Origin of the sequence: Derxia gummosa DSM 723, assembly GCF_000482785.1 — a bacterium.
Classification (GTDB): domain Bacteria; phylum Pseudomonadota; class Gammaproteobacteria; order Burkholderiales; family Burkholderiaceae_E; genus Derxia; species Derxia gummosa.
On sequence record NZ_KI519500.1, the window covers coordinates 22,604 to 35,244 of the forward strand.

Here is a 12,641-nt window from a genome sequence, read left to right on the forward strand (position 1 = left end):
TCCTGTCCCTCTGGCTCAGAAAGTGCGCTTCTTCGGTTGGAAGGTCTCGACGGTCAGCGGCTTCATGTTGACCGGCTTGTAATCGAGACGGTTGCCTTCCGAATAGAACAGCGAGTGCTTGATCCAGTTGGCATCGTCGCGCTCGGGATAGTCGTCACGAGCGTGGGCGCCGCGGCTTTCCTGGCGCGCCTCGGCCGAGATGATCGTGGCCTTGGCGGTCTCGATGAGGTTGTCGAGTTCGAGGGCTTCGACACGGGCAGTGTTGAAGACCTTCGACTTGTCCTTCACATGCACGTGCATGCGACGCTTATCGAGTTCGAGGATCTTCTTGACGCCTTCTTCCAGCAGTTCCTGCTTGCGGAACACGCCGCAATGCGCCTGCATGTCCTTGCGGATCTGGTTGGCGACGTCCTGGACGCGCTCGCCCGAGCTCGAACCGTCGATGCGCGCGAGACGCGACAGCGGCAGGTCGGCGGCATCGGCCGGCAGGTCCTTGTGAGCCTTGTCCTTGAGGTTCTGCTTGACGATGAAATCGCCCGAGGCACGACCGAACACGACCAGGTCGAGCAGCGAGTTCGTGCCGAGGCGGTTCGCGCCGTGCACCGACACGCAGGCGCATTCGCCGATCGCGTACAGGCCGTTGACGACCTCCGCGTGGTTGCCGTTCTTCGGCACAACGACCTGACCGTAGTAGTTCGTCGGGATGCCGCCCATCTGGTAGTGGATGGTCGGCACGACCGGGATCGGTTCCTTGATCGGGTCGACGTTCGCGAACTTGAGCGCGATCTCGCGGATCGATGGCAGGCGCTTGAGGATGGTGTCGGCACCGAGGTGGTCGAGCTTGAGCAGCACGTGATCCTTGTTGGGACCGCAGCCGCGACCTTCCTTGATTTCCTGGTCCATCGAGCGCGAGACGAAGTCGCGCGGCGCCAGATCCTTCAGCGTCGGCGCGTAGCGCTCCATGAAGCGCTCGCCCTTGTCGTTCAGCAGGATGCCGCCCTCGCCGCGCACGCCTTCGGTGATGAGGACGCCTGCGCCGGCCACGCCGGTCGGGTGGAACTGCCAGAACTCCATGTCTTCGAGCGGAATGCCGGCGCGCGCCGCCATGCCCATGCCGTCGCCGGTGTTGATGAAGGCATTGGTAGACGCGGCCCAGATGCGGCCCGCGCCGCCGGTCGCGAAGATCGTCGCCTTCGCTTCGAGAATCATCACCTCGCCGGTTTCCATCTCGAGCGCCACGACGCCGACGACATCGCCGGCCTGGTCGCGCACCAGGTCGAGCGCCATCCACTCGACGAAGAACTGGGTACGCGCGCGGACGTTGCGCTGGTAGAGCGTGTGCAGCAGGGCGTGGCCGGTGCGGTCGGCAGCCGCGCAGGCGCGCTGGACCGGCTTCTCGCCGAAGTTGGCGGTATGGCCGCCGAACGGACGCTGGTAGATCGTGCCGTCGGAGTTGCGGTCGAACGGCATGCCAAAGTGTTCGAGCTCGTACACGACGTGCGGCGCCTGGCGACACATGAACTCGATCGCATCCTGGTCGCCGAGGTAGTCCGAACCCTTGACGGTGTCGAACATGTGCCAGTACCAGTTGTCCTCGCTCATGTTGCCGAGCGACGCGCCGATGCCACCCTGGGCGGCAACCGTGTGCGAACGGGTCGGGAACACCTTCGAGAGCACCGCGACGTTCAGACCGGCCTCGGCCAGTTGCAGCGAGCAGCGCATGCCGGAGCCGCCGGCTCCGACGATCACGGCGTCATAGCGACGACGCGGCAGATTCGACTTGATAGAAGCCATTTCTTAGATTCCCCACAGGATCTGCGCCGCGTACACGACGGAGATGATCAGCCAGATGATCGTCAGGACTTGCAGCGTCAGCCGGATGCCGGCCGGCTTGACGTAGTCCATCCAGATGTCGCGAACGCCGATCCAGGCGTGATAGGCGAGCGCGAAGATTGCGATCAGGGCGAGGATCTTGCCGAGCGGGAAACCGAACAGCGTCCAGTTGAACAGGCCGACCCAGTCCGCGTACTGCATCGGCGCGGGCGCGATGAGCAGGCCGACGAACAGGACGAGGGTGTAAATCAGCATCACGATTGCCGTAATGCGCTGCGCAAGCCAGTCCTTGAGACCGTAATGCGCGCCGACGACGAGACGCTTCGAACCGACGTTGGCCATGATCAGAACACTCCGAAAATCTTGAGCGCCACCAGGACGGTGAGCGCGATGCTGACGGCGAAGACGGCGGCCGCGCTCTTGCGCGACGATTCCTTGTCGATGCCCACGTGCAGGTCGAGCAGCAGGTAGCGCACGCCGGCGCACATGTGATGCAGATAGCCCCAGGACAAGACCAGCAGGATCAGCTTGACGATCGGGCCACTGGCGATTTCACGGTAAGCCTCGAAGCTGAGTTCGGACGTCAGACTCTTTTCGAAGAGCGGCAGGAGAACAACGGGCAGCGCCAGGAACAACATCGCGCCGGTAATCCGGTGCAGGATGGAAAGGCGCCCTGCGAGAGGAAGCCGGTACTTGGAGATGTCGGAAACATGGATGTTCCGAAACTCCGGTCGTTGTCGGGATGTTGTTGCCTCTGCCATGGGATGCCTCAGCGGATTTGTGTGTAGTGAAAAGTTTTGAACCGCGCCCCTGCCGGAACAGCTAGCTATTGTGTCGAATTTTCGGCGCTGCACCAAACGGCGCTGACGCCGCTCAATCCGACGACGCGATCATCGCCACATCAACTGACTTCGTTGTGGTAGTGGTGCTCTCGTGTGACATACAGACCGCGCCGAAATTCCACCGGCCGATCCAGATAGGTGTAGGCGATCCGCTCAATCAGCAGCAGCGGCGCCCCCACCTCCACACCCAATGACTGCGCGCTGCCCGCATCCGCCGAGACCGCCTTCAGTCGCTCGTCGGCACGCACCATGCGCGTGCCGTACTCCTTCTCGAAGAGGCCGTAGAGCGGCCCCTTGTAGCCGGTGAGCTTGTCGGCCGTCAGGCCGCGAAAGATGGATCCGGGAAGCCAGATTTCGTCGAGCACGCCCGGCCGGTCATTGATGGACAGCAACCGGCGGAGTTGCACCACGCTCTCCCCCACCTTGAGATCGAGCTGACGCGCCACGTCGGCCGGCGCGCGCAGGCGACGGCAATCGAGGATGTCCGACTGCGTGGTAAGCGCGCGGCCGTCATCCGCCATCAGTCGCATGAACTTGAAACCCTTGCGCGGCTCGTCGTTGTGCGATGCAACAAAGGTCCCCTTGCCCTGGCGGCGGACGACGAGGTTCTCCTTGGCGAGTTCGTCGATGGCCTTGCGCACCGTGCCCTGCGACACCCGGAACCGCGCCGCCAGCTCCATTTCGGACGGAATGACCTCTCCCGGCTTCCACTCCCCCGCCTCCAGGCTTTGCGTGAGCAGGGACTTGATCTGCTGATAGAGCGGAAGGAACTGCGCCGCGCCATCGGGACGGACGGCGCCCGATGAACCGGCGGAGCCGCCGTCGGCGCCCGCGGGGGCGCTCAATCCGAAGGTATTGGTCTTGGGGGGCATGCGCGGATTCTTCCACACCGCTTCCGGCAGCGTCCAGCCGACACATGAGTCAGATGTCTTATATAAGACATAAGATGATTGACGCATGAAAACCCAACACCTAGACTGCAAGGCATCCGACGCGGTGCGGCGGACTTAGAATTGCGGCGGCAACGCACGGCCGGGAATTTCAGGTACCGGGACTCAAGGCAAGTCCTCCCGGGCACACGGTTCCGGCCGGCTTCGGCTTCCGCGACCGTTCATGCGCCCGTCAGGTTGTGGCGGGATTGAAGGGCGGCCCGAAGCGGCGTCCCCCTGATCCATCACTTCCGGAGAACCTCATGACCAAACCCGCCATGCGCGTCGCCGTTACCGGCGCTGCCGGCCAGATCGGCTACTCGCTGCTGTTCCGCATTGCCTCGGGCGAAATGCTCGGCAAGGACCAGCCCGTCATCCTCCAGCTGCTGGAGATCCCGGACGAGAAGGCCCAGAAGGCGCTCAAGGGCGTGATCATGGAAGTGGAAGACTGCGCCTTCCCGCTGCTCCAGGAGATCACCGCGCACAGCGACCCGATGACCGCCTTCAAGGACATCGACGTCGCCCTGCTCGTCGGCGCCCGCCCGCGCGGCCCCGGCATGGAGCGCAAGGACCTGCTGTCGGCCAACGCCCAGATCTTCACGGCCCAGGGCAAGGCGCTGAACGCCGTCGCCAAGCGCACGGTCAAGGTTCTCGTCGTCGGCAATCCGGCCAACACCAACGCCTACATCGCGATGAAGTCGGCGCCGGACCTGCCCAAGGAAAACTTCACCGCCATGCTGCGCCTCGACCACAACCGTGGCCTGTCGCAACTGGCCACCAAGGCCGGCGTCGCCGTCGCCGACATCAAGACCTTCACGGTCTGGGGCAACCACTCGCCCACGATGTACGCCGACTACCGCTTCGCCACAGTGGGCGGCAAGTCGCTGAAGGACATGATCAACGACCAGGACTGGAACGCGAACGTGTTCCTGCCGACCGTCGGCAAGCGCGGCGCCGCGATCATCGACGCGCGCGGCCTGTCGTCGGCTGCCTCGGCCGCCAACGCCGCCATCGACCACATCCGCGACTGGGTGCTCGGCACCAACGGCGAGTGGGTCACGATGGGCATCCCGTCGGACGGCTCCTACGGCATCCCCGAAGGCACGATGTTCGGCTTCCCGGTCACCTGCGCCGACGGCAAGTACACGATCGTCCAGGGCCTGCCCATCGACGAGTTCTCGCAAGCCTGCATCAACAAGACGCTGGCCGAACTCGAAGAAGAAAAGGCCGGCGTCGCTCACCTGCTGTGAGCCTGACCCGAGCCTGAGCAGTGCAAAGCCGAGGACTTCGAGCCCTCGGCTTTTTTTAAACCCGAATTTCCCGAAAAGTCGTCAGAAGCGCGTCAGCCACGCATGAATCTGCATCCCGGTCATGTCCTGTACGACGGCGAGCATGCCGATCGCATCCGTCTCCCGGTCTGCGATCACTACGCGGGCAGCGAAAAGCTGATCCGCAAATCGCTCGCCCTGCAGGCCCAGCTGGCCGTGGCCCAAAAGGCGACTTTCGACATCACCTTCGATTGCGAGGACGGCGCCGCCGCCGGTCGCGAGACCGAGCAGGCAGCCCTCGTCGCCACCCTGCTGCAAGACCCCGCCAACCTCTTCGACCGCTGCGGCGTGCGCGTGCACGACCCGCGTCACGCGGCGCTCGACGAGGAGCTCGACATCATCGTCGGGCGTGCCGGCCAACGGGTCGCCTACGTCACCTTCCCCAAGCTCCACGACGCCGCCGAGGCGCATGACTGCGTCGCACGCCTCAATGCCGTGGCCGACCGCCACGGCATCGCGCGCCGCATCCCGGCGCATGTGCTGATCGAGACCCACGGCGCGCTGCGCGAGGTGTTCGACATCGCGGCCGTGCCGCAGATCGAATGCCTCTCCTTCGGGCTGATGGACTTCGTCTCGGCGCATCACGGCGCGATCCCCGATGCCGCGATGACCTCGCCCGGCCAGTTCGACCATCCGCTCGTGCGTCGGGCCAAGGTCGAGATCGCCGCCGCGTGCCATGCCTTCGGCAAGGTCGCCTCGCACAACGTCACGACCGACTTCGGCGACACCGAAGCCGCGCGCGCCGATGCGCGCCGTGCCTCGCGCGAGTTCGGCTACACGCGCATGTGGAGCATCCATCCGTCGCAGATCGCCTCCATCGTCGGCGCCTTCGCGCCCGCGCCGGAAGCGGTGGAGGAAGCCGCCGACATCCTGCTCGCCGCCCAGGCCGCGCAATGGGGTCCGACCCAGCGCGCGGGGCGCCTGCATGACCGGGCGAGCTACCGCTACTACTGGGAAGTTTTGCAGCAGGCCGCGCTGGTCGGCGCGGCCTTGCCCGAGCGAGCGCGATCCGCGTTCTTCGCCTCGGCCTGAAGTCCTCTCTATCGAAGGAGACGCAACATGACCACCCCGTCCGCCGGCGCCCTGTTCCGCAAGGCGCTTGCCGAAGAAAAGCCGCTGCAAGTCATCGGCGCCATCAACGCCAACCACGCCCTGCTCGCCAAGCGCGCCGGCTTCCACGCGATTTACCTGTCGGGCGGCGGTGTCGCCGCCGGCTCGCTCGGTCTGCCCGACCTCGGCATCAGCAACCTCGACGATGTGCTGACCGACGTGCGCCGCATCACCGACGTGTGCGACCTGCCGCTGCTGGTCGACGTCGATACCGGTTTCGGCTCCAGCGCCTTCAACGTCGCCCGCACGACCAAGACGCTCATCAAGGCCGGCGCCGGCGCGATGCACATCGAGGACCAAGTCGGCGCCAAGCGCTGCGGCCATCGTCCCAACAAGGAAATCGTCAGCCTGCAGGAGATGGTCGACCGCGTGAAGGCGGCCGTCGACGCGCGCACCGACCCCGACTTCGTGATCATGGCGCGCACCGACGCGCTCGCCGTCGAGGGCCTGGAGTCGGCCATCGAACGCGCGATCGCCTGCGTCGAAGCCGGCGCCGACGCGATCTTCCCCGAGGCCATGACGGAACTCGGCATGTACAAGCAGTTCGCGGCCCAGGTGAAGGTGCCGGTGCTCGCGAACATCACCGAATTCGGCTCGACCCCGCTCTACACGGTTGACGAGCTGCGCGACGCGGACGTGAGCATCGTGCTCTACCCCCTCTCGGCATTCCGCGCCGCCAACAAGGCCGCGGAGACGGTCTACAACGCGGTTCGCAAGGAAGGCACGCAAAAGAACGTCGTGCCGACCATGCAGACCCGCATGGAGCTGTACGACGTGATCGGCTACCACGCCTTCGAGCAGAAGCTCGACGCGCTGTTCGCGAAGGCCAAGGAAAAGTAAGGCGCGCGTCCCTCCCGTACCACCCTCACACAGCACGGCGCTGTCGCCGGAGAGGGCGACGCGCCAAGCCATACCTTGAAGAGGAAATGCCATGAGTGAACAAGCCACGACCCCGGGCTTCAAGCCCAAGAAGTCCGTCGCCCTGTCGGGTACCGCCGCCGGCAACACCGCGCTGTGCACGGTCGGCCGCACGGGCAATGACCTGGCCTACCGCGGCTACGACATCCTCGACCTGGCCACGACCAGCGAGTTCGAGGAAATCGCCTACCTGCTCGTCCACGGCAAGCTGCCGACCGTCGCCGAACTGACCGGCTACAAGGCCAAGCTCAAGGCGCTGCGCGGCATCCCCGCTGGCGTGAAGACCGCGCTCGAACAGCTGCCGCCGTCGGCCCACCCGATGGACGTGATGCGCACCGGCGTGTCGGTGCTCGGCTGCCTTGCCCCCGAGAAGGATGACCACAACCATCCGGGCGCCCGCGACATCGCCGACAAGCTCATCGCCTCGCTCGGCTCGATGCTGCTGTACTGGTACCACTTCAGCCACAACGGCAAGCGCATCGACGTCGAGACGGAAGACGACTCGGTGGGCGGCCATTTCCTGCACCTGCTGCACGGCAAGACGCCGGACGAGCAATGGGTGAAGGCGATGCACACCTCGCTCATCCTCTACGCCGAGCACGAGTTCAATGCGTCCACGTTCACCGGCCGCGTCATCGCCGGCACGGGCTCGGACATCTACTCGGCCATCACCGGCGCGATCGGCGCCCTGCGTGGCCCGAAGCACGGCGGCGCGAACGAAGTGGCCTTCGAGATCCAGAAGCGCTACGACTCGCCCGACGAAGCCGAGGCCGACATCCGTGCCCGCGTCGAGCGCAAGGAAGTCGTGATCGGCTTCGGCCACCCGGTCTATACCGTCAGCGACCCGCGCAACAAGGTGATCAAGCAGGTCGCGCATGACCTGTCGAAGGCCCAGGCGAACACCAAGATGTACGACATCGCCGAGCGCCTCGAATCGGTGATGTGGGAAGTCAAGAAGATGTTCCCGAACCTCGACTGGTTCAGCGCGGTCAGCTACCACATGATGGGCGTGCCGACCGCCATGTTCACGCCGCTGTTCGTCATCGCGCGCATGACCGGCTGGAGCGCCCACATCATCGAACAGCGCATCGACGGCAAGATCATCCGCCCGAGCGCGAACTACGTCGGTCCGGAAGACCAGAAGTTCGTGCCCATCAGCGAGCGCTGATGCGTGACGGCCGGCGCTCCCTCAGCGGAGCCCGGCCCGCGACGGCGGCCTGCAACGGGCCGCCCTCCCCTGCGGGCGGCTGAAAGCGCTTGCAAGCCCTTCCCGCCCGACCCCTTCCCCGGATTCGCCGTCATGAACACCGCCTACCGCAAGAACCTGCCGGGCACGAAGGTCGATTTCTTCGACACCCGTGCCGCCGTCGAAGAGATCGCCCCCGGCGCCTACGACAAGCTGCCCTACACGTCGCGCGTGCTCGCCGAGAACCTCGTGCGCCGCTGCGACCCGGCCACCCTCACCGATTCCCTCAAGCAGATCATCGAGCGCAAGCGCGAGCTGGACTTCCCGTGGTTCCCGGCGCGCGTGGTGTGTCATGACATCCTGGGCCAGACCGCACTCGTTGACCTCGCCGGCCTGCGCGACGCGATCGCCGACCAGGGCGGCGATCCGGCGCTCGTGAACCCGGTCGTGCCGACCCAGCTCATCGTCGACCACTCGCTCGCGGTGGAATACGGCGGCTTCGATCCGGACGCGTTCCAGAAGAACCGCGACGTCGAAGACCGCCGCAATGAAGACCGCTTCCACTTCATCGACTGGACGCGCACCGCGTTCAAGAACGTGGACGTCATCCCGGCGGGCAACGGGATCATGCATCAGATCAACCTGGAGAAAATGTCGCCCGTCATCCAGGTGCGCGAAGGCGTGGCCTTTCCGGATACCTGCGTCGGCACCGACAGCCACACGCCCCACGTCGATGCGCTCGGCGTGATCGCGATCGGCGTCGGCGGCCTCGAAGCCGAGACCGTCATGCTGGGCCGCGCGTCGATGATGCGTCTGCCCGACATCGTCGGCGTCAAGCTCACCGGCGCGCGCAAGCCCGGCATCACCGCGACCGACATCGTGCTCGCGCTGACCGAGTTCCTGCGCAAGGAGCGCGTGGTCGGCGCCTATGTCGAGTTCTTCGGCGAGGGCGCGGACAGCCTGTCGATCGGCGACCGCGCGACCATCTCGAACATGTGCCCGGAATACGGCGCGACCGCCGCGATGTTCTACATCGACGGCCAGACCATCGACTACCTCAAGCTCACCGGCCGCGATCCCGAGCAGGTCGCGCTGGTCGAGAACTACGCCAAGACCACCGGCCTCTGGGGCGATGCGCTCAAGACCGCCGAATACGAGCGCGTCCTGAGCTTCGACCTCGGCACCGTCGTGCGCAACATGGCCGGCCCGTCGAACCCGCACAAGCGCCTGCCCACCAGCGCCCTCGTCGAGCGCGAGATCGCCGGCGCCGACAAGCTCGCCGCCGCCAAGGCGGAAGAAGCCGAAGGCAAGCTGCCCGACGGCGCGGTCATCATTGCCGCCATCACGAGCTGCACCAACACCAGCAACCCGCGCAACGTCGTGGCCGCCGCCCTGCTCGCGCGCAAGGCCAACGAACTCGGCCTCGTGCGCAAGCCCTGGGTCAAGACCTCGTTCGCGCCGGGCTCGAAGGTCGCCAAGCTCTATCTCGAAGAAGCCGGCCTGCTGCCCGAACTCGAAAAGCTCGGCTTCGGCATCGTCGCCTACGCCTGCACGACCTGTAACGGCATGTCGGGCGCGCTCGATCCGAAGATCCAGCAGGAAATCATCGACCGCGACCTGTACGCGACTGCCGTGCTTTCGGGCAACCGCAACTTCGACGGCCGCATCCACCCGTATGCGAAGCAGGCCTTCCTGGCCTCGCCGCCGCTCGTGGTCGCCTATGCGATCGCCGGCACGGTGCGCTTCGACATCGAGCAGGACGCGCTCGGCACCGACAAGGACGGCAAGCCCGTCACGCTGAAGGACCTCTGGCCGAGCGACGAGGAAATCGACGCGATCGTCGCCAAGTCGGTCAAGCCGGCGCAGTTCAAGGCCATCTACGACCCGATGTTCGACCTCGGCACGGTCGAGGCGGCCAAGAGCCCGCTGTACGACTGGCGTCCGCAGTCGACCTACATCCGCCGCCCGCCCTACTGGGAAGGCGCGCTGGCCGGCGAACGCACGCTGAAGGCGATGCGCCCGCTCGCCGTGCTGCCCGACAACATCACGACCGACCATCTGTCGCCGTCGAACGCCATCCTGGCCAGCTCCGCCGCCGGCGAATACCTCGCCAAGATGGGCCTGCCGGAAGAGGACTTCAATTCGTACGCGACGCACCGCGGCGACCACCTGACGGCCCAACGCGCCACCTTCGCCAACCCCCAGCTCGTCAACGAGATGGCGGTGGTCGATGGCCAGGTCAAGAAGGGTTCGCTCACGCGCGTCGAACCGGACGGCACCGTGATGCGCATGTGGGAAGCGATCGAGACCTACATGAACCGCAAGCAGCCGCTGATCATCGTGGCCGGCGCCGACTACGGCCAGGGCTCGTCGCGCGACTGGGCGGCCAAGGGCGTGCGCCTCGCGGGCGTGGAAGCGATCGTGGCCGAAGGCTTCGAGCGCATCCACCGCACCAACCTCGTCGGCATGGGCGTGCTGCCGCTCGAATTCAAGCCGGGCGTCAACCGCAAGACGCTCGCGCTCGACGGCACCGAGACCTATGACGTGATCGGCGCGCGCACCCCGCGCTGCGACCTCACGCTCGTCATCCACCGCAAGAACGGCGAGACGGTCGAAGTGCCCGTCACCTGCCGCCTCGACACGGCGGAAGAAGTGCTCATCTACGAAGCGGGCGGCGTGCTGCAGCGCTTCGCGAAGGACTTCCTGGAATCGACCCAGGCAGCCTGAGGACCGGCGCCCCAAGCGCCCGTCCGGGGCGGCGGCCATCAGCCGCCGCCCCGCCCCCACGCAAAGGATTCCCCATGGCCCATGTGCCTCAAGTGAAGATTCCCGCCACCTACATCCGCGGTGGCACGAGCAAGGGCGTGTTCTTCCGCCTGCAGGACCTTCCCGAGCGCTGCCAGCAGCCGGGCAAGGCCCGCGACAAGCTGCTGCTGCGCGTGATCGGCAGCCCCGATCCCTACGGCAAGCAGACCGACGGCATGGGCGGCGCCACGTCGAGCACGAGCAAGACCGTCATCCTCGCGAAGAGCAGCAAGCCCGACCACGATGTGGACTACCTGTTCGGCCAGGTGTCGATCGACAAGGCCTTCGTGGACTGGAGCGGCAACTGCGGCAACCTGTCGGCGGCGGTCGGCTCGTTCGCGATCAGCGGCGGCCTGGTCGATCCGGCGCGCGTGCCCGAGAACGGCATCTGCACCGTGCGCATCTGGCAGGCCAACATCTCCAAGACCATCGTCGCCCACGTGCCCGTCACCAATGGCGAAGTGCAGGAAACCGGCGACTTCGAACTCGACGGCGTGACCTTCCCGGCCGCCGAAGTGCAGCTCGAATTCCTCGACCCGGCCGATGAAGGCGAAGGCGACGGCGGCGGCTCGATGTTCCCGACCGGCAATCTGGTCGATGACCTCGAAGTCCCGGGCCTGGGCACGCTCAAGGCCACGATGATCAACGCTGGCATCCCGACCATCTTCGTGAACGCCGACGCCATCGGCTACACCGGCACCGAGCTGCAGGACGCGATCAACGGCGACGCCAAGGCGCTCGCGATGTTCGAGAACCTGCGTGCCCACGGCGCGCTGCGCATGGGCCTCATCAAGGAACTCGGCGAAGCCGCCAAGCGCCAGCACACGCCCAAGATCGCCTTCGTCGCGCCGCCCACCACCTACACCGCGTCGAGCGGCAAGACGGTCGAGGCAGGCGAGATCGACCTGTGCGTGCGCGCGCTGTCGATGGGCAAGCTGCACCACGCGATGATGGGCACGGCCGCGGTCGCGATCGGCACCGCCGCCGCAATCCCCGGCACGCTCGTCAACCTCGCGGCCGGCGGCGGCGAGCGCGCGGCGGTGCGCTTCGGTCATCCGTCGGGCACGCTGCGCGTCGGCGCCGAGGCGAAGCAGGCCGACGGCGAATGGACCGTGACGAAGGCGATCATGAGCCGCAGCGCCCGCGTGCTCATGGAAGGCTTCGTGCGCGTGCCCGGCGATTCGTTCTGACCCGACGTACCTGCGGGTATTGATGCTGCGCTGCCACGTCCCGACCGCCTCCGCCGCGAGTCCGGCGGGTGCGGCGCGTGCTTGGGTGACTCGTCGTCACTGCGCTGCACCAATGTCGCATATCCTTACGTGTTCCACGCCGTCGCACCGACGGCGGCCTGCTGCTCACGGCCCGGCGCAACCCCGCCCGGCCCGCGCTTCCCGGCGGAGCAGCGAGAGGCAATCCGCGACGGCGTCCGCGCCGGGCCCGATCCGGCCCGCCAGTCGCCCGACCATGTCTTGATCAACGAGAGCGAGGCAGGAGGAGACCCTTCGATGACGCGCAGCGCATCACCGAACGCCAGCCGGGACCGCCTTGCGCGACCCGGCCACGAACGGGGTCGCGCACGGATCGAAGTGCCTGCCAGCCCGTCGCGACCGGCCCTGCCCGGCGCGACGGGCGAGATGTAGAGAACCGGGGCGCAAGCCCCGAACGGGCGTGTGGCCGCTGCCCGGGGCCC

The 12,641-nt window shown here is 66.4% G+C and carries 10 protein-coding genes; 6 read left to right on the forward strand and 4 right to left on the reverse strand.

Annotated features, from left to right (window positions below; genetic code table 11):
• Window positions 1-15: 15 nt before the first annotated feature.
• From sdhA to H566_RS0121255, 4 genes are all read right to left on the reverse strand, one after another.
• Window positions 16-1,794: a succinate dehydrogenase flavoprotein subunit gene (sdhA, locus tag H566_RS0121240; protein ID WP_028313018.1), complete on the reverse strand. Its 1,779-nt coding sequence runs from the start codon at window positions 1,792-1,794 to the stop codon at window positions 16-18.
• A gap of 3 nt (window positions 1,795-1,797) precedes the next feature.
• A complete protein-coding gene (sdhD, locus tag H566_RS0121245; RefSeq protein WP_028313019.1) occupies window positions 1,798-2,175 on the reverse strand; it encodes a succinate dehydrogenase, hydrophobic membrane anchor protein in 378 nt (125 codons plus the stop codon).
• Window positions 2,176-2,177: 2 nt separating this feature from the next.
• Window positions 2,178-2,594, reverse strand: coding sequence for a succinate dehydrogenase, cytochrome b556 subunit (gene sdhC / locus H566_RS0121250; RefSeq protein WP_028313020.1), 417 nt, complete (start codon window positions 2,592-2,594; stop codon window positions 2,178-2,180).
• A gap of 140 nt (window positions 2,595-2,734) precedes the next feature.
• Window positions 2,735-3,547 carry a GntR family transcriptional regulator gene (locus tag H566_RS0121255; protein ID WP_028313021.1) on the reverse strand — a complete coding sequence of 271 codons (813 nt, stop codon included), beginning with the start codon at window positions 3,545-3,547 and terminating at the stop codon, window positions 2,735-2,737.
• A 320-nt stretch (window positions 3,548-3,867) separates the two neighbouring features.
• On the opposite strand from H566_RS0121255, the gene H566_RS0121260 reads away from it, so the two are divergent.
• From H566_RS0121260 to prpF, 6 genes are all read left to right on the forward strand, one after another.
• Entirely contained in the window at window positions 3,868-4,854 is a 987-nt protein-coding gene (locus H566_RS0121260) for a malate dehydrogenase (protein WP_028313022.1), read from the forward strand.
• A 108-nt stretch (window positions 4,855-4,962) separates the two neighbouring features.
• Window positions 4,963-5,964, forward strand: coding sequence for an HpcH/HpaI aldolase/citrate lyase family protein (locus tag H566_RS0121265; protein WP_028313023.1), 1,002 nt, complete (start codon window positions 4,963-4,965; stop codon window positions 5,962-5,964).
• Between the two features lie 27 nt (window positions 5,965-5,991).
• On the forward strand, window positions 5,992-6,882 hold the full coding sequence (gene prpB, locus H566_RS0121270; protein WP_028313024.1) for a methylisocitrate lyase: 891 nt from the start codon (window positions 5,992-5,994) through the stop codon (window positions 6,880-6,882).
• 91 nt (window positions 6,883-6,973) lie between these two features.
• Entirely contained in the window at window positions 6,974-8,128 is a 1,155-nt protein-coding gene (gene prpC / locus H566_RS0121275) for a bifunctional 2-methylcitrate synthase/citrate synthase (protein WP_028313025.1), read from the forward strand.
• 132 nt (window positions 8,129-8,260) lie between these two features.
• Window positions 8,261-10,873: a Fe/S-dependent 2-methylisocitrate dehydratase AcnD gene (gene acnD, locus H566_RS0121280; protein WP_028313026.1), complete on the forward strand. Its 2,613-nt coding sequence runs from the start codon at window positions 8,261-8,263 to the stop codon at window positions 10,871-10,873.
• Between the two features lie 74 nt (window positions 10,874-10,947).
• The gene (gene prpF, locus H566_RS0121285) at window positions 10,948-12,141 is read left to right on the forward strand and encodes a 2-methylaconitate cis-trans isomerase PrpF (protein ID WP_028313027.1); all 1,194 of its coding nucleotides are present in this window, start codon (window positions 10,948-10,950) and stop codon (window positions 12,139-12,141) included.
• Window positions 12,142-12,641: the final 500 nt, after the last annotated feature.

What these genes read in the sequence shown, in the direction of transcription:
- sdhA (WP_028313018.1), bottom strand. Translation starts at nt 1,794, where the DNA reads ATGGCTTCTATCAAGTCGAATCTGCCGCGTCGTCGCTATGACGCCGTG.
- sdhD (WP_028313019.1), bottom strand. Translation starts at nt 2,175, where the DNA reads ATGGCCAACGTCGGTTCGAAGCGTCTCGTCGTCGGCGCGCATTACGGT.
- sdhC (WP_028313020.1), bottom strand. Translation starts at nt 2,594, where the DNA reads ATGGCAGAGGCAACAACATCCCGACAACGACCGGAGTTTCGGAACATC.
- H566_RS0121255 (WP_028313021.1), bottom strand. Translation starts at nt 3,547, where the DNA reads ATGCCCCCCAAGACCAATACCTTCGGATTGAGCGCCCCCGCGGGCGCC.
- H566_RS0121260 (WP_028313022.1), top strand. Translation starts at nt 3,868, where the DNA reads ATGACCAAACCCGCCATGCGCGTCGCCGTTACCGGCGCTGCCGGCCAG.
- prpB (WP_028313024.1), top strand. Translation starts at nt 5,992, where the DNA reads ATGACCACCCCGTCCGCCGGCGCCCTGTTCCGCAAGGCGCTTGCCGAA.
- prpC (WP_028313025.1), top strand. Translation starts at nt 6,974, where the DNA reads ATGAGTGAACAAGCCACGACCCCGGGCTTCAAGCCCAAGAAGTCCGTC.
- acnD (WP_028313026.1), top strand. Translation starts at nt 8,261, where the DNA reads ATGAACACCGCCTACCGCAAGAACCTGCCGGGCACGAAGGTCGATTTC.
- prpF (WP_028313027.1), top strand. Translation starts at nt 10,948, where the DNA reads ATGGCCCATGTGCCTCAAGTGAAGATTCCCGCCACCTACATCCGCGGT.